The sequence below is a fragment of the Microbacterium sp. CGR2 genome (assembly GCF_003626735.1).
In the GTDB taxonomy this organism is placed as follows: Bacteria; Actinomycetota; Actinomycetes; order Actinomycetales; family Microbacteriaceae; genus Microbacterium.
Genome location: NZ_RBHX01000002.1, coordinates 84840 through 109924 on the forward strand (window position 1 = coordinate 84840; position 25085 = coordinate 109924).

23 protein-coding genes are annotated in these 25085 nt (G+C 68.4%); 9 read left to right on the forward strand and 14 right to left on the reverse strand.

Features of this window, described 5'->3' with window-relative positions:
* Window positions 1–11 precede the first annotated feature (11 nt).
* From D7252_RS18840 to murI, 5 genes are all read right to left on the reverse strand, one after another.
* Window positions 12–932: a cation diffusion facilitator family transporter gene (locus D7252_RS18840; protein WP_120777133.1), complete on the reverse strand. Its 921-nt coding sequence runs from the start codon at window positions 930–932 to the stop codon at window positions 12–14.
* Between the two features lie 85 nt (window positions 933–1017).
* A complete protein-coding gene (locus D7252_RS18845; protein WP_120777134.1) occupies window positions 1018–1596 on the reverse strand; it encodes a dihydrofolate reductase family protein in 579 nt (192 codons plus the stop codon).
* A 60-nt stretch (window positions 1597–1656) separates the two neighbouring features.
* The gene (rdgB, locus tag D7252_RS18850) at window positions 1657–2250 is read right to left on the reverse strand and encodes an RdgB/HAM1 family non-canonical purine NTP pyrophosphatase (RefSeq protein WP_120777135.1); all 594 of its coding nucleotides are present in this window, start codon (window positions 2248–2250) and stop codon (window positions 1657–1659) included.
* 1 nt (window position 2251) lies between these two features.
* The gene (rph, locus tag D7252_RS18855; protein WP_120777136.1) at window positions 2252–2998 is read right to left on the reverse strand and encodes a ribonuclease PH; all 747 of its coding nucleotides are present in this window, start codon (window positions 2996–2998) and stop codon (window positions 2252–2254) included.
* A gap of 33 nt (window positions 2999–3031) precedes the next feature.
* A complete protein-coding gene (murI, locus tag D7252_RS18860; protein WP_120777137.1) occupies window positions 3032–3868 on the reverse strand; it encodes a glutamate racemase in 837 nt (278 codons plus the stop codon).
* A 75-nt stretch (window positions 3869–3943) separates the two neighbouring features.
* Between murI and D7252_RS18865 the strand changes: the two genes are divergently transcribed.
* Window positions 3944–5269 (forward strand): nicotinate phosphoribosyltransferase, encoded by a 1326-nt coding sequence (locus D7252_RS18865; protein ID WP_120777138.1) that lies wholly within the window; start codon window positions 3944–3946, stop codon window positions 5267–5269.
* A gap of 57 nt (window positions 5270–5326) precedes the next feature.
* Here D7252_RS18865 and D7252_RS18870 read toward each other — a convergent pair whose 3' ends face one another.
* The 3 genes from D7252_RS18870 to D7252_RS20545 are packed head-to-tail and all read right to left on the reverse strand — an operon-like array spanning window position 5327 to window position 8911.
* Window positions 5327–5593: a DUF3039 domain-containing protein gene (locus D7252_RS18870; RefSeq protein ID WP_042536500.1), complete on the reverse strand. Its 267-nt coding sequence runs from the start codon at window positions 5591–5593 to the stop codon at window positions 5327–5329.
* A 40-nt stretch (window positions 5594–5633) separates the two neighbouring features.
* Window positions 5634–7199, reverse strand: a complete 1566-nt coding sequence (locus D7252_RS18875) for a hypothetical protein (protein WP_120777139.1) — start codon at window positions 7197–7199, stop codon at window positions 5634–5636.
* The gene (locus D7252_RS20545) at window positions 7175–8911 is read right to left on the reverse strand and encodes an ATP-binding cassette domain-containing protein (RefSeq protein ID WP_308162548.1); all 1737 of its coding nucleotides are present in this window, start codon (window positions 8909–8911) and stop codon (window positions 7175–7177) included. Before D7252_RS20545 ends, D7252_RS18875 begins: the two co-directional genes overlap by 25 nt.
* A gap of 251 nt (window positions 8912–9162) precedes the next feature.
* Between D7252_RS20545 and D7252_RS18885 the strand changes: the two genes are divergently transcribed.
* The 4 genes from D7252_RS18885 (at window position 9163) to D7252_RS18900 (ending at window position 12777) form a co-directional block, all read left to right on the forward strand.
* Complete coding sequence (locus tag D7252_RS18885; RefSeq protein ID WP_120777140.1) at window positions 9163–9855, forward strand: NTP transferase domain-containing protein; 693 nt, start codon at window positions 9163–9165, stop codon at window positions 9853–9855.
* 79 nt (window positions 9856–9934) lie between these two features.
* A complete protein-coding gene (locus D7252_RS18890; RefSeq protein ID WP_120777141.1) occupies window positions 9935–10903 on the forward strand; it encodes a hypothetical protein in 969 nt (322 codons plus the stop codon).
* A gap of 45 nt (window positions 10904–10948) precedes the next feature.
* On the forward strand, window positions 10949–12538 hold the full coding sequence (locus D7252_RS18895) for an acyl-CoA carboxylase subunit beta (RefSeq protein ID WP_374225797.1): 1590 nt from the start codon (window positions 10949–10951) through the stop codon (window positions 12536–12538).
* Window positions 12535–12777, forward strand: a complete 243-nt coding sequence (locus D7252_RS18900) for an acyl-CoA carboxylase subunit epsilon (protein ID WP_120777143.1) — start codon at window positions 12535–12537, stop codon at window positions 12775–12777. Before D7252_RS18895 ends, D7252_RS18900 begins: the two co-directional genes overlap by 4 nt.
* A 36-nt stretch (window positions 12778–12813) precedes the next feature.
* Here D7252_RS18900 and D7252_RS18905 read toward each other — a convergent pair whose 3' ends face one another.
* From D7252_RS18905 to D7252_RS18925, 5 genes are all read right to left on the reverse strand, one after another.
* Entirely contained in the window at window positions 12814–14046 is a 1233-nt protein-coding gene (locus tag D7252_RS18905) for an ROK family transcriptional regulator (protein WP_251051669.1), read from the reverse strand.
* A gap of 251 nt (window positions 14047–14297) precedes the next feature.
* A complete protein-coding gene (locus tag D7252_RS18910) occupies window positions 14298–15296 on the reverse strand; it encodes a hypothetical protein (protein ID WP_259461156.1) in 999 nt (332 codons plus the stop codon).
* The gene (locus D7252_RS18915) at window positions 15293–16528 is read right to left on the reverse strand and encodes an ATP-binding protein (protein WP_120777145.1); all 1236 of its coding nucleotides are present in this window, start codon (window positions 16526–16528) and stop codon (window positions 15293–15295) included. The genes D7252_RS18910 and D7252_RS18915 overlap by 4 nt, the downstream gene beginning before the upstream one ends.
* Entirely contained in the window at window positions 16518–17177 is a 660-nt protein-coding gene (locus D7252_RS18920) for a response regulator transcription factor (protein WP_120777146.1), read from the reverse strand. The genes D7252_RS18915 and D7252_RS18920 overlap by 11 nt, the downstream gene beginning before the upstream one ends.
* Before the next feature lie 41 nt (window positions 17178–17218).
* Window positions 17219–18481 (reverse strand): class I SAM-dependent RNA methyltransferase, encoded by a 1263-nt coding sequence (locus D7252_RS18925; protein ID WP_120777147.1) that lies wholly within the window; start codon window positions 18479–18481, stop codon window positions 17219–17221.
* A gap of 23 nt (window positions 18482–18504) precedes the next feature.
* Here D7252_RS18925 and D7252_RS18930 point away from each other — a divergent pair, with 23 nt between their 5' ends.
* Together D7252_RS18930 and D7252_RS18935 are read left to right on the forward strand one after the other, a co-directional pair.
* Window positions 18505–19143: a nucleoside triphosphate pyrophosphatase gene (locus tag D7252_RS18930; protein WP_120777148.1), complete on the forward strand. Its 639-nt coding sequence runs from the start codon at window positions 18505–18507 to the stop codon at window positions 19141–19143.
* Window positions 19144–19221: 78 nt separating this feature from the next.
* Complete coding sequence (locus D7252_RS18935) at window positions 19222–20988, forward strand: biotin carboxylase N-terminal domain-containing protein (RefSeq protein WP_120777149.1); 1767 nt, start codon at window positions 19222–19224, stop codon at window positions 20986–20988.
* Between the two features lie 89 nt (window positions 20989–21077).
* Here the strand turns inward: D7252_RS18935 and D7252_RS18940 are convergent, their stop codons facing one another.
* Window positions 21078–22526, reverse strand: coding sequence for an NAD(P)H-quinone dehydrogenase (locus D7252_RS18940; protein WP_120777150.1), 1449 nt, complete (start codon window positions 22524–22526; stop codon window positions 21078–21080).
* Between the two features lie 57 nt (window positions 22527–22583).
* Between D7252_RS18940 and D7252_RS18945 the strand changes: the two genes are divergently transcribed.
* Entirely contained in the window at window positions 22584–23417 is an 834-nt protein-coding gene (locus D7252_RS18945; protein WP_120777151.1) for a purine-nucleoside phosphorylase, read from the forward strand.
* Entirely contained in the window at window positions 23414–25084 is a 1671-nt protein-coding gene (locus tag D7252_RS18950; protein WP_120777152.1) for a phospho-sugar mutase, read from the forward strand. Before D7252_RS18945 ends, D7252_RS18950 begins: the two co-directional genes overlap by 4 nt.
* Window position 25085: the final 1 nt, after the last annotated feature.

Consider the following 25085-nt stretch of genomic DNA (forward strand, 5'->3'; position numbering starts at 1 on the left):
TCCGACGAGTCTCAGGCGTGACGCGGTGCGCAGTCCGACCGCTCGGCCGGTTCGATCTGAAAGGTCGAGTGAGCCACGTCGAAGTGGTCGGCAAGGCAGGCCTGCATGTCGGAGAGCAGCCTGGCCGATCGCCCGTCGGCCAGCGCCCGAGGGTCGACGCTCACGTGCGCCGTGAAGACGGGTGCCCCACGCGTCAGCTGCCACACGTGCACGTCGTGGACTCCGGTCACGCCCTCGTACGCGAGCAGATGCGTGCGGATCTCGCTGACGGCGGTGCCTTTCGGCGCGGACTCGGCGAGGACCGAGAACACCTCCCGGAGCAGCACGATCGCTCGCGGGATGATCATGGCGGCGATGACCAGCGACGCCACGGCATCCGCCGGCATCCATCCGGTCAGCAGGATGACCACCGCCGCGACGATGACGGCCACTGACCCGAGCAGGTCGCCCATCACCTCGAGGTAGGCTCCGCGCACGTTGATGCTGGTGCGCTGCGCACGGCTCAACAACCACAGGGACACGGCGTTGGCGAGCAGACCCGCCACGGCCACGATGAGCATGAGGCCACCTTGGACCTCGACGCCCTGCGGGGAGATGAGGCGAGTGACACCTTCGTAGGCGACCCAGCCGGCGAGTGCGATCAGGATCACGGCGTTGATGAGCGCACCGAAGACCTCGGCACGCTGATACCCGAAGGTGCGGCGGTCATCGGCCGGGCGGGCGGCGACGGATGCCGCGACGAGAGCGATCACCAGCGCGGAGGCATCGGTGAACATGTGCGCCGCATCCGCCAACAGGGCGAGCGACCCGGTGAGCAGTGCGCCGATGACCTGCACGACCATGACGGAGGCCGTGAGCGACAGCGAGATCGCCAGCAGGCGCCTGCTGTTTGCGGAACGGATGCCGCCGGCGGCGGGCGCGTGATCGTGCATGTCACCAGGCTAGACGGGACCAAGGCCCATGCAGGCGGGTTCGCCCTAGTCGGGAAGGGTAACGAGAATCAGAGTCAGCACGGGGTCAGGCGTGCGAACGCGAATAACTGAGCACCACGCAGCCATTGTCGAAGGATCGGACGCCCTCCAGCGCGACGTGCGTCGGCGCGAAGCCGTGCCGCGTCATCGGGATACCTTCGCCGACGATCACGGGATACTTCTTGACGATCAACCGGTCGATCTCGTCGAGCAGGACACCCGCGAGTTGCGCCCCGCCGGCGAGGTAGATGCCGAGGCCGTCTTCGGCCTTCAGCTCTCGCACACGAGCGATCGGGTCGGTACGCACCATCTCGACGTTGGGCTCGCGCGGATCGTCCAACGACGTGGTGAAGACGATCGTCCGGAGGTGCGAGTAGGGGTCCGTGATCCCGAACTGCAGCGCCGGTTCGTACGTGCGGCGCCCCATGAGCACGGTGTCGAAGCGCGTGAGGGGTGCCGCAGCGGCTCCGCGCGCCGCACGCACATGCGCCGGTTGAGCATCTCGGAGTTCCGAGCCCATGAAGGCCTCGAACTCGGGCGTGAGCCGATAGAAGTCGACCTCGTCCGCGGGCCCGGCGATGAACCCATCGAGGGTTGCTCCGATGTAGTACGTCAGTTCTCGCATGAAGCGACAGTAACCACTACGCCTGTTCTACGTCAAGCGTAGTGATTGAGAAGAGGTCAGTCAAAGAGTCTCGAGCAAGGGCACCAGCGCCGCGAAGGCGCGCGCTCTGTGAGACTGCGCCTGCTTCTCCTCTGCGGTGAACTCGCCCACGGTGCGGTCTGCCCCGGTCGGCTGGCCGTCCGGCACGAAGATCGGGTCGTACCCGAAGCCCCCACCTCCGGATGCCGAATGCGCGAGACGCCCCGGCCACTCACCCACGACGACCTCCTCGCGCCCCTCCGGTGTCACCAGCGCGATCGTCGACGTGAAGTGCGCGGCCCGATGCGGGTCTGCGACGTCGCGCAGCTGATCGAGCAGCAACTCGAGGTTGGCGGCAGCATCCTTCTTCTGACCCGCCCAGTACGCCGAGAAGACGCCGGGCGATCCGCCGAGCACGTCGACGCAGATCCCGGAATCGTCGGCGAGAGCCGCGAGCCCGGTGTGGGCGGCTGCGGCACGCGCCTTGATGAGCGCGTTCTCGGCGAACGTCACGCCGTCTTCGACCGGCTCCGGACCGTCGTAGCCCACGACCTCGAGGTCTGGGCGGGTCAGCGCGACGATCTGCTGGAACTCCGCGACCTTGTGCGGGTTGTGCGTGGCAAGGACGATCCGCACGTCACTCCCCTGCCGACGCGGCCAGAGCGGCGAGCTGCGTCTCCTTGAGATCGGCGCAACCGGCGAGGCCGAGTTCGAGCAGCTCGTCGAGCTCGCGCTTGTCGAAGGGAGCTCCCTCGGCGGTTCCCTGCACCTCGACGAACAGGCCGCGACCGGTGACGACGATGTTCATGTCGGTCTCGGCGCGAACGTCTTCGACGTATGCGAGATCGAGCATGGGTTCGCCGTCGATGATTCCCACCGACACGGCAGCGACGGAATCGAGCAACGGCGTGGAGTTCTTGGCGATGAACTTCTTCGCGCGGCCCCACTCGATGGCGTCAGCGAGAGCGACGTACGCGCCGGTGATCGCGGCGGTACGGGTGCCTCCATCAGCCTGCAGCACGTCGCAGTCGATCACGATCGTGTTCTCGCCGAGCGCCTTCGTATCGACGACAGCACGCAGTGCACGACCGATCAGTCGGGAGATCTCGTGTGTCCGCCCGCCGATGCGCCCCTTGACGCTCTCGCGGTCGTTGCGGCTGTTCGTCGCGCGAGGCAGCATCGAGTACTCCGCGGTCACCCACCCCTTGCCCTTGCCGGTCAGCCAGCGCGGAACGCCGTTCGTGAAGGATGCCGTGCACAGCACCTTCGTCCCGCCGAAGCTGATCAGCGCGGATCCTTCCGCGTGCGAGCTCCAGCCGCGCTCGATGGTGATCTCGCGGAGCTGGTCGGTGGCGCGGCCGTCGGCGCGGACGATGTCGGTCATGTGCTTCTTTCGGTTCGGAGTGATCGAATCGACTCAGCGCGACTCGGAGACAGAGACAGGCAGGGTGACGGCGCCGGTCTGAACCAGCTGCACGTCGCGGACCTCACGGCCCATCAAGCGGTTCGCCAGCGCGGTGAACTCGTCGGCGGAGACGCCGGTGGCCTCATAGACGTAGGTGGCCGTGGCGTCGGGCGATGCGAGCAGGCCGCCGCGTACCAGCTGACGGTAGACGTCGCCGGCGGTCTCGTCGTCGCTGGAGACGAGGGAGACGCCCTCGCCCATCACGTAGCTGATGGCACCGCGGAGGAACGGATAGTGGGTGCAGCCCAGCACGAGGGTGTCGACATCGGCGGCGCGCAGCGGCGCGAGATACTCCTCGGCGACGGCGAGCACCTCGGGAGTGCCGGTGATCCCGGCTTCCACGAACTCGACGAAACGGGGGGCGGCGGCCGTGAACACCTGCAGACGCTCATTCACTTCGAGCATGTCCTGGTAGGCACGTGACGCGATGGTCCCGACGGTGCCGATCACTCCCACGCGACCGTTGCGCGTGGTGGACACCGCACGACGAACGGCAGGACCGATCACCTCGACGACCGGAATGTCGTAACGCTCGCGTGCGTCACGGAGCATGGCAGCGGATGCCGTGTTGCAGGCGATCACGAGCATCTTGACGCCCTGATCGACGAGCGCGTCCAGCACCTCGAGGGAATAGCGTCGAACGTCGGCGATCGGCTTCGGTCCGTACGGGGAGTGCGCCGTGTCGCCGATGTAGACGAACGACTCGCGGGGCAGCTGGGCGCGGATGGCCCTGGCAACAGTGAGCCCGCCGACACCCGAGTCGAAGATTCCGATCGGCGCGTCATTCATGACTCCCCAGCCTACCTGCGAGAGCCCATGGCCGCGCTCAGGAACCCACCGCGGCCGCCTCACTAAACTGAGCGCATGACCACGTCGACGGCGCTGCTCACCGATCGTTACGAGCTCACGATGCTCGCCGCCTCCCTGCGAGACGGGACGGCCTTCCGGCCCAGCGTCTTCGAACTCTTCTCCCGGAGGCTCTCGGGCGGCCGTCGTTTCGGGGTCGTCGCCGGAACCGGGCGCCTGCTCGGCCTGCTGCGCGACTTCCACTTCGGCGAGGAGGAACTGCGCTTCCTTCGCGACGAGGAAGTGGTGGATGCCGCCACCCTGAAGTTCCTCGAGGACTACCGATTCACCGGGTCGATCCGGGGCTACCGTGAGGGCGAGCTCTACTTCCCCGGCTCGCCGATCCTCACCGTCGAGGGAACGTTCGCCGATGCCGTCGTGCTCGAGACCCTCGCCCTGAGCGTGCTCAACCACGACTCCGCCGTCGCCACCGCCGCCTCCCGCATGAGCATCGCGGCCGGTGAGCGTCCACTGGCCGAGATGGGCTCGCGCCGTGCCGCCGAGCGCTCCGCCGTCGCCGCGGCCCGCGCCGCGTACATCGCCGGGTTCCGCGCGACCAGCAACCTCGAAGCGGGTCGGAGGTGGGGAATCCCGACCATGGGCACCGCCGCGCACTCGTGGACGCTGCTCCACGACACCGAGGAAGACGCCTTCCGCGCTCAGGTCGCCAGCATGGGCACGGACACCACGCTTCTCGTCGACACCTACGACATCCGCACCGGCGTCGAGACCGCGATCCGTGTGGCCGGTACCAGCCTGGGCGGAGTCCGACTCGACTCCGGCGACCTGCCGATCGTCGCCGGCGAGGTGCGCGCGCAGCTGGACGAATTGGGCGCGACGACGACGCGCATCACCGTCACCAGTGACCTCGACGAGTATGCGATCGCCGCTCTCGCCGCATCGCCCGTCGACGGCTACGGGGTGGGGACCTCCGTGGTCACCGGATCGGGCTATCCCACCGCGAGCATGGTCTACAAACTGGTCGCCAGGCAGGATGCCGAGGGGGCCTGGATCGGCGTCGCCAAGGCGTCGACCGACAAGGCGTCTTTCGGCGGACGCAAAGCGGCTTTCCGGACGTTGGTCGACGGCGTCGCCACCGCAGAGACCGTCGTCGTCTCGGACGGGTTCGAAGAGCTGGACACGCCGAGCGAGCACCCCGACGGACGTCCCCTGCAGGTGACGTTCGTGGATGAGGGTGAGATCGACACCGCCCATGAAGGTGCCGCTGCGACCGCCGCGGCGCGCGAACATCACCTCCGCGTACGTGAGGAACTGCCCGTGCGCGCCCTCGCGCTCAGCAAGTCCGACCCGGCGATCCCGACGGTGTACACCGAGGCACGCTGAACACCTTGATGAGCCCGGTGGCTCGCGGAAAGACCCTGTGGCCACTCAGCCCAGAGGTCAGCCGACCATCGTCTCGTAGATCTCTTTGCACGTGGGGCAGATGGGGAACTTCTCCGGGTCGCGGCCCGGCGTCCACTTCTTACCGCACAGCGCGCGCACCGGCTTGCCGGTGATCGCCGATTCGAGGATCTTGTCCTTCTTCACATAATGCGAGAATCGCTCATGGTCGCCCGGCTCGAGATTCTCCTCGCGGAGAAGCTCCTCCAGTTCGCGATCAAGCGTTGCCACGCCGCCCTGATCGGGGCTGTCCAGCGGAGTACTCATCCCGTGAGTCTAGCCGCGTCGGTGCGCCGAGGGGCGGTCGTCATGCGGTCTCGACGAACTCCATGAGACGCTCTCCGCTGCGTTCGAAGACACGCCCGCCGATGATCGCGCCGACGACGAGCACCACGAGCCCCGTGCCCAGCCCCACCCAGAAAGCGAGTGGTGCGAACGACGATCCCTCGATGATCGACGCACCGAACAACCAGATGGTCGGCGCACTGAGCATGATGGCGCCGAGGAAGGCGGCAGCCGGGCCGTACATGCCCCGCGATGACGGGCGCTGCGGCTGCTGGAACGGGCTGTCGCCGGGTCGCGAGACCGCATAGGGCGCCATCACGGAGACGATGCTGGAGATGCCGAGCGCCGAGAACAGCAGGCTGGCCGCGAGACCGGTGAGCGGCATCAGCAGACGCCAGTCCCCGATGAGCAGCAGAGTCAGAGGCACGGAGATCGCGAGCACCGGGATCGAGACCAGCAGAACCGGAACCAGTCGCCCGAGCCGATCGGGGATTCCGCGCACGCCGCTTGCGACGTGCGTCCACAACGCCGTCGAGTCATAGGCCACGTCATTGTGCGGGAGCCAGCCGAAGAAGAGAGCCATGACCGGCACGGGGACCAGCACCGCGATCTCGAAGGGCACCCCCGCGACGACCAGCGGGAGGACGGAGAGCACGCCCGCGACCGGCACCACGATCATGTTCATGATGTAGCGGCGATCCCGCAGCCAATACACCAGGCTCCGCGCCGCGATCGCGCCGAACGCGTTCGACGGGAGGAGCCCGAACCAGCCGAGGCCGGTTCGCTCGCGGGCGGCGACAGGCCGCTCCGTCGTGGTGAGCAGGCGGCGTACGAGCCAGGCCCAGAGGATCCAGAGAGCACCCAGCGTGACCACGGCGACGATCCCGCTGGCCCAGGCCAGGGACATGTCGTCGGCGGCGATCGCGAAGAGGAAACCGGGAGACGCGGCCAGCGGCGTGAACCCGACCGTGGTGGTCATGGCTGCCAGCGATGCCGGGACGTGCCCATCCCACCGCAGCGACGCGAAGAAGACCGCGACGGGGAAAGCGATCACGATGAGGGCGAGGGCGAAGAGGGCGGTCAGTTCCCGGGAACGCCGTTCGGGCAGGATCAGGGCATTGATGGCCATGCCTACGCGCGCCACCAGAATCGTCGTCACCACGCCCACCGCCGTCGCCAGCACAGCGAGAGGCGCCGGCGCTCCGAGCTCGATCGCGACGACGCAGACACTCATGTAGACCGCCAGCAGCGCAAGACTCGGAACGCTGACGAGGGCTGCCACGGCGAGCACCCACGGCATCCGCCGCTCGTCGACCCCGAAGACCGCGAACCGTCGGGGATCGAGCTGGTCGGCCGCGCCCACGAGGATCGGGCCCACCAGGAAGCCCAGGAGGAGAGCAGCCCCTCCCAGCACCGTGACGGCTCGCGCCACGGGAACCGGAGCGGACGCGAGGCTGAGCACGGCGAGGCAGACGACGACGGTGACAGCAGCGACCGCGGCGAACGCGAGCAGGGTCCGCATCCGACGCTCGCCGCGCAGCGATCCGACGAGGAGCGCGAACCTCAGGCGGAGAACGTGTGCAACCACTCGAGACCCTCCACCTCACCGCTGGAACCGGCGAGCTCGACGAAACGAGCCTCGAGCGTCTGTCCTGCGCGCACTTCGTCGATCGTGCCCTCGGCGAGCACTTCGCCGCCGACGATGATCGCGACGCGCGAGCAGACCCGCTCCACGAGGTCCATCCCGTGGCTGGACAGGATCACCGTTCCACCGTGGGAGACATAAGCCCGCAGGATGTCGAGGATGACCGCCGACGACACCGGATCGACGGATTCGAACGGCTCGTCCAGCACGAGAACCCGCGGTGAGTGGATCATGGCACCCGCGAGCATGATCTTCTTCGTCATACCGGCCGAGTAGTCGGAGACGACGCGACTGAGCGCGTCACCGAGATCGAAAGCCCGGGCGAGATCCGCCGCGCGCTTCTCGATCACGTCGGCCGCGAGGCCGCGGAGCAGTCCGTAGTAGTAGAGCAGCTGGCGTCCCGTCAGCCTGTCGAATGTACGCAGTCGATCAGGCAGCACGCCCATGACCCGCTTCGCCGCGTGCGGCTGCTTCGCCTGATCGATGCCACAGATGACGACGCTTCCCTCATCCGCGCGCAGAAGGCCCGCAACGATCGACAGCGTGGTCGTCTTTCCTGCACCGTTGGGCCCGACGATGCCGTAGAAGGAACCGGCCGGGACCGTCAGGTCGATGCCGTCGACGGCACGGTTGTCGCCGAACTGCTTGACCAGACCACGGATGCTGATCGCTTCCGTCGCGGACGCCTCACCGACCTCGCCATCGTTCGCGGATGCCGCGTCGCCGGAATCCGCGACGGGGGTCACCACCTCGACGGAGTCGGCATCGTCGTCCGCGGGCTGATCCTCGGCGGAGGGTTCCTCCGCGACGGGCTCGTCGACGGCGGGCTCCTCGACCGGCGGCTCGTCGACGATCGGCTCCTCGACGACGGGCTCCTCGACGACGGGCTCCTCGACGACGGGCTCCTCGACGACAGGTTCCTCGACCGGCGGGAGCTCGACCGCTGGTTCCTCGACAGTGGGTTCCTCAACCGCGGGTTCCTCGACGATCGGCTGCTCCGTCTCCCGCGCCGGGTTGGATGCCGTCATCTCCTCGAGAGCGGCGCTCTCTGCCGCCGCATTCTCGGCGGCTGCCGCCTCTGCAGCTGCCGCCTCTGCAGCTGCCGCCTTCTCCGTCGCAGCCTTCGCCGCCGCAGCCTTCGCCGCCGCAGCCTTCGCGGCAGTCGTCTTCGCGGCGGTCGTCTTCGCGGAAGTCGAGCGCGCCGACGCTTTGGCGGCGGCGGCTTTCGCGGCTGCGGTCCTGGCGGCGGCCGTCTTCGCGGCGGGAGCTTTACGGGCGCCTGCAGCGGAGGCCTTCGCCCCGGTCGCCCGCGCCGCGGTGTTCTTCGCGGCCGCCGCGCGGGCCGTTGCCGTGGTGCGTGCCGCGGAAATCTGCGGGTTCGTGCGATCGGCAGGATCGATGACCATCTTCACCGTCGGCTCGATGATGACCTCGCCACTCGGTGCCGCGCTCTCTGCGGCAGTCTTCTGACGTGTCGAAGCGGGCGTCGCCGCCGCCTTCTTCGCCGCCGGAGCGCGCTTCGCCGTCGTCTTCTTGGCTGCCGTCCGAGGAATCGAGGTCTTCGCGGACGCGGCCGGACGCGAGGTCGTCGCCTTCACTGAGGGGGTTGGGGAATCGTCCACCTGGTCGGTGCGGTCGTCAGGGGAGGAAGTCACGGTCCTACGGTATCAATGGGTGGCCGTTCACCACGGCTCCGTCGCAACAATCCGCCGTCAGATATTCGTTCCCATCGGGAGGATCCGCATGATGGGCCGACCCTGAGTGTTCGGTGTGTACTCGGTCACGAAATGACAACAGGGTCGCCCTCGCCTAAGGTTTCCCCGACGAAATCGGTAGCATTGAACCGGCACGACGAGGTGTCTGATCGGTTAACCGATCGTGAACACAACTTCCTTTAGGAGCACTCGTGACTCTTCAGACCGTCATCCTCGCAGCAGGCATGGGCTCGCGCCTGGGCCGGGCGCTGCCGAAACCGCTCACCGAGCTCAGCGACGGCCGCACGATCATGGGCCAGCAGCACGACAACATCCGGGCCGCTTTCGGCTCGGCCGCACGCATCACCACGGTGGTGGGCTACCGCGCCGAGACCATCATCGAAGCCTTCCCAACGGTCAACTACGTCCACAACGAGCGCTACGACGAGACCAATACGTCGAAGAGCCTGTTGCGTGCTCTCGGCGCGACCGGCCGCGGCGGGGTCCTCTGGATGAACGGCGACGTCGTCTTCGACCCGATGATCCTGGGCCGTGCACTCGACTACATCGAGCGTGACCAGTCCTTCGTCACCGTGAACACCTCCAAGGTGAGCGACGAAGAGGTGAAATACACCGTCACGGCGGAGGGCTTCATCAACGAACTGTCCAAGACCGTCAAGGGCGGCCTCGGCGAGGCCGTCGGCATCAACTACATCTCCGCCGCGCACAAGAAGGCGTTCATGCGCCAGCTGCAGCGCGTCGAAGACCAGGACTACTTCGAGCGCGGACTCGAGCTCGCGATCGCCGAAGACGGCCTTCTGCTCGAGCCCATGGACGTCTCCGACCTCTACGCCGTCGAGGTCGACTTCGCCGAAGACCTTGAGCGGGCGAATCTCTTCGTCTGATCCACTGCGCGAAAGCCCGGTTCCCTCCCAGGAACCGGGCTTTCGGCTTTTTCGCGGTCAGGCTTCGTAGGATCGGGGCATGGAGCCAAAGGTGCACAAGATCCACTCCCTGCCGAACGACTCCCCCTGGGACAAGGGTGTGCCTCCGGCCGGGTCGGCCGAGCATCCGCTGGTCGTCCGTGGTCTCGACCGCGTGCTCTCGATTCAGCGCCCGCTCGTGCTCGCCCACATCCGCAGCATCCGTCTGCGCAACCCCCACGCGACGCCGACGGAGATCATCCGGATTCTCGAACGGCGCTACCTCGCAGCCGTCACCACAGGAGGAGCCGCCGTCGGGGCGACAGCCGTGGTAGCCGGCATCGGCACCGGCATCACGCTCGCGCTCTCGGGCGCGGAGACGGTGGGTTTCGTCGAGTCGACGGCCCTGTTCGCACAGTCCGTCGCCGAGGTGCACGGCATTGCCATCTCCAATCCCGACCGTGCCCGCGCTCTGGTGATGACGCTCATGCTCGGCAAGGAGGGTGTCGATCTCGTCGGTCAGCTCGCCGGGCAGGTGGCCGGGCGCGGCGAGAACCGGTCGTCGTACTGGGGCGAGCTGGTCACGAAGTCCCTTCCGCGCGCAGCCGTCGGGCCGCTGGTCGACCGCCTGAAGCACACGTTCGTGAAGCAGTTCGCTGTGAAGGGTGGCGCATCGGTCGTCGGAAAGGCGCTGCCGTTCGGCGTCGGTGCCGCGATCGGAGGCGTCGGCAACCACATCCTCGGGCGCCGCGTGCTCACTACCGCGCATAAAGCGTTCGGCGCCGCACCGATCGAACTTCCCGCCGAACTGGAACCGGTCACGGGCTCGGAGAAGCTGGAGCTCCGCATGATGCGCGGCGCACGGTTCGCCGGCAACGCCGTGGCCGGGGCTGCCGGCGCGGCAGCGCGCGGAGTCGGCTGGGCAGGCCGCAAAGTCGGTGAGCTGACGGTTCGGCGAGAGGCGGCTTCGGACGCTCCGGAGCTCGACCAGGGGAAGCAGACCGCCAAAGGATCGGCCGACCCGTTGTAGCGAGCATCCAACGTGACGGGTCCGCCCGACGCTAGGGTGGAATCCGTGACGGACAAGCCCGACCTCTTTACCACCGCCGGCAAGATCGCGGACCTGCGCGCTCGCTACACCGAGGCCGTCGTCGACGCCGAGGCGAAAGCGAAGGAGAAGCAGCACGCGAAGGGCAAGATGACCGCTCGCGAGCGCATCGAACTCCTTGTCGACCCGGGCAGCTTCGTCGAGTTCGACGAGTACGTGCGCCACCGCACCACCGCGTTCGGCATGGACCGGTCCCGCCCCTACGGCGATTCCGTCGTCACCGGTGTCGGCACGATCCACGGCCGCACGGTCGCCGTCTACTCGCAGGACTTCTCCACTTTCGGAGGCTCGCTCGGCGAAGTCGCCGGCGAGAAGATCATCAAGGTCATGGAGTTCGCCCTGGCGGGCGGCATGCCGTGCATCGGCATCCTCGACTCCGGTGGAGCGCGTATTCAGGAGGGCGTCGTCGCTCTCGGCAAGTACGGCGAGATCTTCCGCCTGAACACTCGGGCATCCGGGGTGATCCCGCAGATCTCGATCATCATGGGCCCGGCCGCCGGCGGTGCCGTGTACTCCCCCGCGCTCACCGACTTCGTCATCATGGTCGACAAGACCAGCCAGATGTTCGTCACCGGTCCCGACGTCATCAAGACCGTCACCGGTGAGGATGTCGGCATGGAGGAGCTCGGCGGGGCCTACACGCACAACACGCGCTCGGGTGTCGCGCACTATCTCGCCGAAGACGAAGACGACGCCCTCGACTACGCGCGAACGCTCCTGGGTTTCCTCCCCGACAACAACATGGCAGAGCTGCCGTCCTACGAGAGCGCCTTCGAGTTCGAGACGACGGATGCCGATCGCACGCTGAACACGATCGTGCCGGACTCGCCGAACCAGCCGTACGACATCCACACCGTGATCGAACACGTCGTCGACGAGGGAGACTTCCTCGAGGTGCAGCCGTTGTTCGCTCCGAACATCGTCATCGGATTCGGGCGCGTCGAGGGCCGAACGGTCGGCATCATCGCGAACCAGCCGTCACAGATGGCGGGCACGCTCAACATCCAGGCGGGCGAGAAGGCCAGTCGTTTCGTACGGTTCTGCGACGCCTTCTCCGTCCCGATCGTGACGCTCGTCGACGTCCCCGGCTACCTCCCCGGTACGGACCAGGAGTGGGAGGGAGTCATCCGCCGCGGCGCGAAACTGCTCTACGCCTACGCCGAAGCCACGGTGCCGCTTGTCACCGTGATCCTGCGCAAGGCCTATGGCGGCGCGTACATCGTCATGGGCTCCAAGCAGCTCGGCGCCGACATCAACCTCGCCTGGCCCACCGCCGAGATCGCCGTCATGGGTGGCCAGGGCGCCGTCAACATCCTCTACCGAGGCGAGATCAAGAAGGCGGAGGAAGCCGGCGAAGACGTCGCTGCGGTCCGCACCCGCCTCGCCAACGAGTACACCTACGATGTCGCCTCGCCCTTCCTCGCGGCGGAGCGCGGCGAGCTCGACGGGATCATCGAGCCCGCGAACACCCGCGTCTCGATCGCGAAGGCGCTGCGCTCGCTCCGGGGCAAGCGTGCCGAACTTCCGCCGAAGAAGCACGGGAACATCCCCCTGTGACCGAGCACGACGCCCGTTCGGCCGCACCCGATGAACTGCCACCGACTCTCGAGATCGTCCGCGGGGACGCCACCGAGGAGGAATTGGCCGCCCTCATCGCGGTGATCGGCGACGCTTACGCATCGGAAGCCGCCGAGGCCGTCGCCGAAGAGCCGAGAGTGTCGGCCTGGATGCGCACGCAGCGTGACCTGCGCCGTCCGCTGCGCCGCGACATCCCCTGGGGCCGCTTCTCCGGGTGATCACCTGCCCCGACGACGCACGTCGGGGCAGACACGTCAGTGTTCGAGCAACAGGTCGACCGTGCGCGGGCTGAGCGTGGAATCCAGCACCACGCATCCCGCCCCGACCGCCCCGACGTCGTCACCGACGACGGCGCCGTCGACCGCGAGAGCGCGAACCCCACGGGTGGCGCTCAGTCGATCGAGTCGAGCGGGCACTTCTCGGAGGTACACCGGGGCAAGCCTCGCCCAGAACGGGCCCCCGAAGACCACGCGATCGACGTCGAGCAGATTCGTCAGGGCGGCAGTGAGCCTGGCCATGTGCTCGGCTGCGCGTTCCAGCACCTGCAGCGCGGGCGCCTCGCCGGCATCCGCGCGCTCGCACAGCTGCGTGAAGCGCTGGTCGACGGCCTCGACCCCGCTCGCCCGCGGCTCGTCAGCGAAGACGCCGGCGCGTTCGGCGTCTTCGACGATGGCCTGAGGGGTGCACACCACCTCGACGCAGCCTCGAGACCCGCAACTGCACGGAGGCCCGTCCGGATCGACCACGATGTGGCCGATCTCGCCGAAGTTCCGCGTACTGCCTCGGACCGCGTACCCTCCCCTGGCGAGAGCGGCACCGATCCCCGTCCCGAGGTAGATGAGCACGAAGGAGTCGTCGGAAGGACCTCTGCGCGTCCACAACTCGCCCACCGCGGCAGACGTCGTGTCCTTCTCCAGCGTCACCGGCATCCCGACGGCATCCTCCAGCACCGCGCGCAGCGGCACGTGGTTCCATCCGGGAAGCTTCGGTGGATTCGTCACCGTGTCCTTCACGGGGTCCAGCGGACCGGGGGCGGCGACCCCCACGCCGGCAATCAGCGACCGTTCCACCCCGCTCGCGCCGATCAGCGCGTCGACCGTGCCGGCCATCGCGGCGATCGTCTCGCGGGGGTCTTTCTCCGGCACCCGCAGCGTCGTCCGCTGCACGACAGCGCCGGACAGGTCGATCAGCACGAAAGTGATCATCATCGGATCGAGGTGGACGCCGATCGCGAACCGGCTCTCAGCCACCAGACGCAGCGTGACACGCGGCTTGCCGGGCCCGTTGATGGTGCGCCCCGCCTCGCGGATGAGAGCATCATCGAGCAGCCGACGAGTGATGTTCGTGACCGTCTGCGCGGACAATCCCGTCGCCTCGACCAGCTCGGTCCTGCTCAGACCCTCGCCGGAGCGTCGGATGGCTTCCAGGATCACCGATTGGTTGAAGTCGCCCATCCGCGGAAGGTTCGTTCCGCGACGCATACCCATCCTCCAATTCTCTCCCATCGGCGCCGAAGCTTGTCCCCCAAAATACCTACAGACAAGCTCTGGACAACCGGCCAGACTGATCAAGACGCTTCGCGTTCGGCTGGTCTCTCTGTCCCAGGGTAGACAGACGCTGATCGGCCACCAGCGGACGGTTTTCGGGTAACTGTTCCGCACGGCGAGGGGTGGGCGGCTTGGCCGCCGCCCCTCGCCATTCTCCTGCTGGCACGGAATGACAGCGGGGGTCGCCGCGGTCAGCCCGCGCGCGGGATCTCGTGAAAGAGGTCGACGGAATCGTCATCACCGGACGATCGAACCCCGGCGCGACCCACGACCGTCACCGCGATCTGCGGGTCTCGTGCCGATCGGATGATGAGCCGACCGGTGTGCGCACTGGTGAGCACCCGTGCCAGCTCGTCCCTGATCGCCACGCGTCGCCCCTCGTCGACCCCGTCGAGCCCTCCTTCGTCGAAGACTGTGACGACCACACCTCGGCGACGGGCGGCGTCGATGCCGTCCCGCACCGCATCGTTGAGCAGGTCGGCACCACGGAGCTCATCGCGCAGTCGGCCCTCCGCGAGCCGCGCATCCAGCCTCTCCTGCTCATCGAGGGCACCACGCGCAGCGACGACCCGGCCGAGCACCGGCCCGGCCACAGCGAGGGCGAACTGCGTGCGAAGCCGTCGCTCTCGCTGTCGGACCAGTTGCGACGCATCCCAGGCGGACACCGCCTGCTGGATCTCGGCCAGCCGTTCGGTGTCGTGAACGGCGCGATCCCAGAACATCACGAGCAGTTGCGCGATGACCACCCACATCACCGAGCCGACCAGCCCGAGATTCAAGGCGACCCCCAGTCCGAGGGACACGGACGCCGCCGCGACGAGAGCAGCCAGCGTCAGCCAGCCCGCGAGCCATCGACGCCGGACGACGCAGACCACGGCAAGCAGCCCCAGCGCCCCGATGTACCAGGTGGCGAACGGCTCGGTGCGATCGGACGGGTCGAGGGAAAGCGTGACGAGCCACGGGATCAGCGCACTCGCGACCGGCGCGAACGCAGCGGTCCACAGCGGCATCTGCACCGAGGAGGAGTCCCCCAGGATCGCGGTGTTGACCACGACGAGGTAGAGGCCGATCGCCAGCACCATCAGCAACGGTGCCGTCGGCTGTTCGATCCACCACACACCTCGTGCGATGAAGTACAGGGCGAAACCCACAGCGAGAGAGGTCGCGACGCTGCGGACGGTGCGGTTCACGCGCGCTCCCATCCGAGCGTCACCGTGGTGCCACCCTCACCGGAGTCGATATCGGCGGTGCCCGCCACACCGGCCATGCGCGCGAAGATCGATGCGCGGATGCCCAGCCGGTCCGCACCGATGGCGTCGACGTCGAAGCCGGGCCCAGTGTCCGAGACGGTCACCCGAATCCCCTCATCCCCGTGCCCCTCGGCGACGATGTGGAGCCCCCGTCCACCGGCGTGCCCCACCGCATTTCCGATCGCCTGCCGGGCGGCGAGCACGAGCGCCCGCGCTGCACGACCGGGGATGAGGCCGAGGCCGCCGCGCTCTTCGACGATCGCATCCGCCCCGAGTTCGGAGAGCGATCGGCGCAGCTCCACCACGATCTGCGCGGTTCCGACCGGCTCGTCGCTGCCTTCCTGCGCCACGGCCGCCTCGGTGTTCGCGAGACGATTCAGCGCTTCCCGCGCCATCGCGACGGCGAGTTCGCGGGCCCGGTCGCCTTCCGCGCGCTCCGCGGCGATGAGGGCGGCGAGCACGCTGTCGTGCATCAGGGCGGACATCGCCACGCGTTCTTCTTCGGCCGCTGCGGCCGCGGCCGCGGCGGCGTACGACGACACCGCGCGCCCCCTGGCTTCATCGACGCCCGTGGCAACGGAGCGGAACATCCAGCCGAGAGAGATGATCACCACGCCGAGGATGAGGGTGAAGGACACATCGAACGCCGTCGTGACCCAGATCTCGCGCGAGAACTCACCCTGCATCAGCCGCACGTAGCCGTACAGGAACGGCATCCCGAAAGCCCACGCGAACTGGATCCGCACAGGGAAGGCGAGCATCGCCGCGACGACTCCCACGTTCACCAGGAAGAAGATCCACGGCTGATCACCGGCGAGCTCGTCGACCGGACTGGCGACGACCGGCCAGCCGGCCAGCGCGAGCACGTACGCGACGGCGAACACCCCGGACGCGACCTTGACACCGCGTCCGATGACGCAGGCGGTGATCATCGCCGCCAACGGGAGGAACACCAGCAGCAGGAGAACCACATGGGGCGTGTCGTCCCACCGGATGGCGCCCAGGGCAGCGATCAGAGCCTGCGCGCCGAGCGCGGCGGATCCGATGGCGACGACGATCGCCAGAATCCGCTCCATCCGCCGACCGGTGAAGCGTTCGAATTCGACCTCCGCGGCACCGGGCGAGGGGATCTGACTCCAGGCCTCCCGGATGCTGAGCGTCTCAGCGGGCACTCGCCGCCCCATCTGGGGCGACGATGCCGTCCTCCATCGCGCGCCGCAGCAGGTCGACCTTGGTCGGCGCAGGGCGACCGACTTCGACGTATTTCACCCGGACCCGCGTGATGTTCTCTTTCGCCGTGGAGTACGCCACGCCCAGGCGCTCCGCGACCGCCTTCAACGGCAGGCCCGTCGCATAGAGCCGGAGCACTTCGCGCTCACGTGTGGAGAGCTGCGCGTCGGCGAAGGCGCGATCGCCGTCGACAGCGCTGGCCCACTCGACATTGTTGAGCGCTTCGCCCTGCGCCACTGTGCGGATCGCATCGAGGACATCGTCGAGAGCGGAGGACTTGCTCACCACTCCCGCGGCTCCCGCGGCGAGCGCCTCGCGCACGGCGGCAGGTCGATCGGCGACGCTGTGGATGACCACGCTCGCGCCGTCCGCGACGAGCGAGCGGACGTTCTCGGTCACCGTGGTGCCGTCGCCGAGGGTGAGATCGAGGACGACGACGTCTGCGGGCGGAGAAGCCGACACCGTCCGCCACTCGAGATAGGAGCCCACGGTGCTTCCGGAGAACACCACGGTCTGCCCATCACGCGCGCAGGCGGCTTCGAGGCCGAGGCGAACGGACTCGTGATCGTCGATGAGTGCGACCGTGCTCATCCGCCCAGCCTAGTGAGTCGGCAGCGCGCTGCCGTCGTGTCTCACCGTGTGAGCAGTGCGACGACCTCGAAGTGGTGCGAGTGCGGGAACAGATCGAACCCACGAAGCGTCGGCACCTGCCACCCCAGGGCGCGGAAAGTCCCGAGGTCGCGGGCGAGGGCCACCGGGTCGCAGGCGACGTAGGCGATCGCCTCCGGCGCCAGCGCGTGCACCGCTTCGACGACCGCGCGTCCGGCGCCGGCGCGGGGAGGATCGAGCACGACGGTTCCGGTGCCGGTGCGGCCCGAGATCTCCTTCAGGAACCGGTCGACCCGCGCCGTGACCGCGGTCACCTTCAGCGGTGCGAGATTCGCCTGGGCGTGGTGGGTGGCTCTCTTGCTCGACTCGACGGTGACGATGTCGGTGGCGCCCAGGTCTGCGAGAGTGGCGGCGAACAGCCCCACGCCGCCGTAGAGGTCGTAGTGGGTCTTCTCCGCGTCGACATGGCCGTCGAGCACGCCGTACACGGCCGCATCGAGCACGGACGCCGCACGCGGGTGCACCTGCCAGAACCCGCCGACATCCACCTGGAAGCGTCGATCCCCGACCCGCTCCTCCACCACCTCCGGCTCGACGCGGCGCCCTCCACGCTGTGCCGGGCGTGCGCCGTCTTCGTGGCGGATGATCCGCACCTCGCCATCCGCGGGCTCGACGAGGTCGACCCGTCCGGCCGCACCGCCGCGCAGTTCGAGAGCGGCGGCAGCCACGGCCGGGCGAGCCAACGGGTGAGACTTCACCGGCACGACCCGGTGGCTCCTTGCGGCGTACGGTCCGACACGGCCGTCGTCGTCGACGTGCAGAGTGACCCTGGTGCGCCAGCCGAGGCCGTCACCGGATTCCACGGCTTCGATCTCGGGCGCTTCCAGTCCCGGGCCGGCGAACCGGTCGAGCGCTTCGGTGAGCACCTGCTTCTTGAGCGTGCGCTGATGCGTCAGATCGATGTGTCCGAGGTCGGCGCCACCGGGACGATCGGAGGGATCGCGAGAGACGTCGGCCTCAGGCCAGATGTGCGCGCGACGATGGGGAGATGCGTCAAGCACCTCCACGGTCTCCGCTCGCCAGAAGCTGCGGGTGTCGGCGGGGCCCGGCGCGGTGCGGGCGCTGGAGCCCGAACCCTCCGAAGGATCGATCAGCCGTGCGCGCACGCGCTCGCCGGGAATCGCATCGGAGACGAACACCACCCGGCCCTCGTGGCGGGCGATGAACGTGCCACCGTGCGCGATTCCGGTGATGTCGAGCTCGAGCACGTCTGCGGAGGAAGTCATTCTTCGAGGATACGGTGGTGCACATGCGCGTCTGCCTCGCCTCCACCTCTCCTGCTCGTCTGATGCTGCTCCGGCAGGCGGGCATCGAGCCTCTCACCCTGTCCCCCGACGTCGACGAGGACGCTGTCGGGGCGCAGGCCGCGGCCGAGCGGGGTGCCGAGTTGCCCCCTGCCGAGCTCGTGCTGCTGCTGGCTCGGGCCAAAGCCGCCGACGTCGCCCGACGTCTGGCGGCACAGGCGGACTTCGAGGGTCTCGTCATCGGCGGAGACTCGATGTTCGAGCTCGGTGGCCAGATCTACGGCAAGCCGTACACCCCGGAAGAAGCGACCAGACGCTGGCAGGAGATGCGCGGCGCCACCGGAGTGCTGCACTCCGGACATTCGGTGTTCCGGATCGAGCCAGGGGCGGCTCCGCGGGAAGCGACAGCGGTCGCTGCGGCATCCGTCACCTTCGCCGACGACATCGATGATGCGGAGATCGCCGCGTACGTCGCATCCGGAGAACCCCTGCACGTGGCGGGCGCCTTCACCGTCGACAGCCTCGGTGGCGGGTTCATCACTCGGGTCGACGGCGACCCGTCGACGGTGGTGGGGATGTCGCTGTCGACGATCCGTCGATTGGCGGGCGACCTCGGCGTCCGATGGACGGATCTGTGGTCGTAGATCTTCGTTGACGTTTCCGCGTCTTTCTTGTGGAGGGTCGTCAAATGGATCCGGAGGCTTCTCGCTAGGCTGACAACCATGCCTGCTATCGCCAAGGTGCTCGTCGCCAACCGCGGCGAGATCGCCGTACGCATCATCCGCGCCGCTCGGGACTCCGGAATCGGATCGGTCGCCGTCTACGCCGACCAGGATCGCGACGCCCTGCACACCCGACTCGCGGACGAGGCCTACGCCCTCGGCGGCGCCACCAGCGCCGAGACCTATCTTCAGATCGACAAGATCCTCTCGGTCGCCCGTCGCGCCGGCGCCGACGCCGTGCACCCCGGATACGGGTTCCTCGCCGAGAACGCGGAGTTCGCTCGCGCCGTCATCGACGCCGGGATGATCTGGATCGGTCCGTCTCCGGATGCCATCGAGGCGCTCGGCGATAAAGTCACCGCCCGACACGTCGCCGAGAAGGTCGGAGCCCCGCTCGCCCCCGGCACCCCCGGCCCGGTCGAGACGGCCGAGGAGGTCGTCGCGTTCGCGAAGGAATTCGGCCTGCCCATTGCCATCAAAGCGGCGTACGGCGGTGGTGGTCGCGGTCTCAAGGTCGCACGGGAACTGGACGAGGTCGCCGAACTCTTCGAGTCGGCCACCCGCGAAGCCGTCGCCGCGTTCGGTCGCGGCGAGTGCTTCGTCGAGAAGTACCTCGACAAGCCGCGTCACGTCGAGACCCAGTGTCTGGCGGATGCCGAAGGCAACGTCGTCGTGATCTCGACGCGCGACTGCTCTTTGCAGCGTCGCCATCAGAAGCTCGTCGAGGAGGCACCGGCGCCGTTCCTCACCACGGAGCAGAACGACCTGCTCTACACCGCATCGAAGGCGATCCTGAAGGAGGTCGGCTACGTCGGAGCCGGCACCTGCGAGTTCCTCATCGGAGCCGACGGCACCGTCTCCTTCCTCGAGGTGAACACGCGCCTGCAGGTCGAGCATCCGGTCTCCGAAGAGGTCACCGGGATCGACCTCGTCCGCGAACAGTTCCGCATCGCCGCCGGTGGCACCATCGATTACGACGACCCGACGCCGCAGGGCCACTCGATCGAGTTCCGCATCAACGGGGAGGACCCCGGTCGGGGCTTCCTCCCGCAGCCGGGACCCATCCACGTCTTCAAGACCTTCGGTGGTCCCGGCATCCGCCTCGACTCCGGCGTCACGGCGGGAGACTCCGTCTCCGGCGCCTTCGACTCGCTGCTGGCGAAGATCATCGTGACCGGCAAGGATCGCGCTGAGGCGCTGGAGCGCTCACGGCGAGCACTCGAGGAGTTCGAGGTCGCCGGGCTCCCGACCGTGCTGCCGTTCCACCGGAAGGTGGTCCGCGACCCCGCGTTCACCGCGGAAGACGGCCGCTTCGGCATCTTCACCCGGTGGATCGAGACCGAGTTCGTCAACGACATCCCGGCATGGGACGGCGAGCTCGACGCGCACGCTGCCACCGGCGCGCGGCACACGGTCGTTGTGGAGGTCTCCGGCAAGCGCCTGGAAGTCAGCCTCCCTGATCGCGTCGCGGTCGCCCCGGGCACTGCCGGGCGTCCGGCCGCGGTTCCGCCGTCGCGTCGCAGCCACGCCACCACCGCCAACGCCGGTGCGGCAGGCGACGGAGTGAAGTCCCCGATGCAGGCGACGATCGTCAAGATCGCCGTCGAAGACGGTCAGCAGGTCGTCAAGGGTGACCTGGTCGTCGTTCTCGAGGCCATGAAGATGGAGCAGCCTCTCCAGGCGCACAAGGACGGCATCGTGGGGAACATCAACGCGGATGCCGGCACCACGGTGTCGGCCGGGCATCAGCTGCTCACGATCAGCTGAGACTGCTCCGTCAGAGGCGGTTCGACTCGTAGCTCGCTCGACGACCGGGAGCTTCCGGTCGTCGAGCGAGCGCGCCGAGACGAAACGCTCTAGGAGACGTATCCCAGGTGCATCGCGCGGCTCGCATCGGTGATGCTGCTCGACAGCGAGGGGTACGCCGCGAAGACCCGGGAAACCTGGTCGACCGTCAGCCGCCGTTCCACGGCCACCGCGATGGGATAGATCAGCTCTGACGCCTTCGGCGCGACGATCACGCCGCCGATCACTGTTCCCGAGCCCTTGCGGGCGATGATCTTCACGAAGCCGTCTTTGATGCCCATCATCTTCGCGCGCGGGTTGGCCGCCAGCGGCAGCTTGTACACGAGACCATCGGCGACGCCGTCTTCCGCATCCTTCTCCGAGTAGCCGACCGTGGCGATCTCGGGGGCGGTGAAGATGTTCGAGGTGATCTTGATGAGCTCGAGCGGGATCACGATGTCGCCCAGCGCGTGGAACACGGCTGTGCGCCCCTGCATGGAGGCGACGGACGCGAGGGGGAAGAAGTTCGTGCAGTCGCCGACGGCGTACACGTTGGGGACCGAGGTGCGCGCGACCTTGTTCACGCGCACGTGTCCGGAGTCGTTCAGCTCGACGCCGGCTTCCTCGAGACCGATCCCCGCCGTGTTCGGCACGGAGCCGACCGCCATCAGGCAGTGGCTGCCGTCGACCGTGCTGCCGTCTGACAGCGTCACCGTCACGCCGTTCTTGGTGACCTCGACCTTGTCGGCCCGCGACTTCGAGAGCACGGTCATCCCGCCGCGCTTGAAGACCTTCTCCACGACCCTCGCCGCATCCGCGTCTTCGCCCGGCAGAACCTGCTCGCGACTGGAGATCAGCGTGACCTTGGCACCGAGGTTCATGTAGGCGGACGCGAACTCGGCTCCCGTCACGCCGGAGCCCACGACGATGAGGTGCTCGGGCAGCGCCTTCATGTCGTACAGCTGCGTCCACGTGAGGATGCGCTTGCCGTCGGGCTTGGCCGAGTCGAGCTCACGAGGTGACGCGCCGACGGCGACGACGATCGTGTCGGCCTCCACGCGGTCGAAGTCGGTGCCGCCCTGCCCGGTGGACACCACGATCGCCGTGGGGCCCTCCAGACGGCCGTGGCCGGAGAGGATGCGCACGCCGGCCTCGAGAAGCGTGGCGCGCATGTCTTCGGACTGCTGGCCGGCGAGGGCGACGAGACGCTTGTTGACGGCGGCGAGGTTGATTGCGATCTCGGGCTTGAGGGGCTTGCCGTTCTCGCCCTTCGCATAGAAGTTGACGCCGAGGTCGCTCGCCTCGGAGATGGCGACGGCGGCATCGGCCGTCGCGATCAGACTCTTTGACGGCACGACGTCGGTCAGGACGGCCGAGCCGCCGACTCCCACCCGCTCGACCAGTGTGACTTCAGCGCCGAGTTGAGCGGCCGCGAGGGCCGCCTCATAGCCGCCGGGGCCGCCGCCGAGGACGGCGACGCGCTGAGTGCGCTCGAAAGGGGTGGAAGAGGTTGAAGACATGCAAGCCATTCTTCCGCAATCCTGGCTCCGGAGCTTTCACCTTCCTAGAGTGGATCCATGCCCGAATCGCTCAGCAACCCTCTCGACGACCCGACCGCGAACCCGTTCGAGGTCGCCACCCAGGCCGCGGCCGACATCGCGCGCCTCACCGGGGTCGAGAAGCACGACATCGCCCTCACTCTCGGCAGCGGCTGGGGCAAGGCTGCCGACATCATCGGCGAGACGGTCGCGACCGTGCCCGCGACCGAGGTGACCGGATTCTCGAAGCCGGCACTCGAGGGGCACGTCGGCACGCTCCGCAGCATCCGCACGCCCGGCGGCAAGAACGTGCTCGTCATCGGCGCACGCACCCACTACTACGAGGATCACGGCGTGCGCCGTGTCGTGCACAGCGTCCGCACCGCCGCCGCGACCGGGGCCGAGATCATGGTCCTCACCAACGGTGCCGGTGGCATCCGAGAAACGTGGAAGCCCGGCCAGCCCGTGCTGATCAGCGACCACATCAACCTCACGGCGGATTCGCCCCTCGAGGGCGCGACGTTCATCGACCTCACCGACCTCTACTCGAAGCGGCTGCGCGACGTCGCCCGCTCGATCGAACCGGATCTCGACGAGGGCGTCTACACCCAGTTCCGCGGTCCGCACTACGAGACTCCCGCGGAAGTCCAGATGGCGAAGCACATCGGCGGCCACATCGTCGGCATGTCGACCGCTCTGGAGGCGATCGCGGCGCGCGAAGCGGGCATGGAGATCCTCGGCTTCTCGCTCATCACGAACCTGGCGGCCGGAATCCAGCAGACGCCGCTCAGCCACGGCGAGGTCATCGAGGCGGGGCGCGAGGCGGAACCGGTGATCTCCGCGCTCCTGGCCCGAGTGGTCGAGGCGCTGTGAACGACGAGCGTCTCGCGCAGGCGCGCGCCTGGCTGCGACAGGACCCGGACGCCCAGACCCGCGACGAGCTCGCCGGCGTGATCACGCGCGCTTCAGCGGGTGACGAGGCAGCGATCGCTGATCTCGACGATCGCTTCCGTGCACGCCTCGCCTTCGGGACCGCCGGTCTGCGCGGCGAGCTGGGTGCCGGCAGCAACCGGATGAACCGGGTGCTCGTCGCGCAGGCCGCCGCAGGCTTCGCCGCGTATCTGCGGGGCAGGTCGCCGGGCACGACTCCCACGGTCGTCGTCGGGTACGACGGTCGCCGCAACTCACGTGTGTTCGCCGCGGACTCCGCCGAGCTCTTCGCCGGCGCAGGACTGCGCGCGATCCTGCTCCCCCGGCTTCTCCCCACCCCTGTTCTCGCCTTCGCCGTGCGCCACCTCGGCGCGGATGCCGGCGTCATGGTGACCGCGAGCCACAACCCGCCCAACGACAACGGCTACAAGGTCTACCTCGGCGGGGCTGACCTCGGCTCGCAGATCGTGGCGCCGGCGGACGCCGAGATCGCCGCGCACATCCAGCGCGTCGCAGATGCCGGTGACGTGAGCATCCTTCCGCGTTCGACCGCCTACGAGACCGCAGGCGAAGAGGTGGTCGAGGCGTACATCGCGGCGACCGCCGCGGTGGCGCCGGCGCCCACCCACGCGCAGGACCTGCGCTGGGTGTACACGGCGATGCACGGCGTGGGTGGCGAGACGCTGTCCCGCATCCTCACCAGGGCCGGCTACCCGCAGCCGTCCGTCGTGGCAGAGCAGGCGGCGCCCGACCCCACGTTCCGCACCGTCTCCTTCCCCAACCCGGAGGAGCCCGGCGCGATGGACCTCGCGTTCGCGCTCGGCCGTAAGACCGAAGCCGACTTCATCCTGGCCAACGACCCGGATGCCGACCGCTTGGCGGTAGCCATCCCCGACGCCTCGGCGCCGGGCGGCTGGCGCCGGCTGACCGGCAACGAGGTCGGGCTGCTGCTCGGCGCCCGAGCCGCGCGCGCCGCCGCGGGCACGCCCGGCGCATCCCTGGCATGCTCTCTGGTCTCCTCGCCCGGGCTCGCCGCCGTGGCCGCGCATCACGGGCTGGATTTCCACGAGACGCTGACCGGGTTCAAGTGGATCTCTCGGGCACCCGGGATCGTCTTCGGCTTCGAGGAAGCGCTCGGCTACCTCGTCAACCCGGAGACGGTTCGCGACAAGGACGGGATCTCCGCCGCCGTCGCCGTCCTCGGTCTCGCGGCAGAGGCTCGCGACCGCGGGGCCACGCTGGGTGACCTGCTGCAGGAGTTGGGCGACACCTACGGTCATTTCGCCAGTGGCCAGGTGTCCGTGCGGGTCGACGACCTCGCCGTCATCGGCAGCGTGATGCTGGCACTGCGCACCCTGCCGCCCGCACAGATCGCCGGACGCTCCATCGCGGCCTCGGACGACCTGTTGCAGGCGCCCCCCGGCCAGCCCTCGGGCGATGTCCTGCGCTACCGGCTCACCGACGGATCGCGGGTGATCGTCCGTCCGAGCGGAACGGAGCCGAAGCTGAAGGTCTACATCGACGCACGAGCAGAATCCGCCGAGCGGGCCCGAGCAGCCGTGGCGGAGCTCGAGTCGGGCGTGCGCACGCTGCTGGACGAGCGTTCCTGAC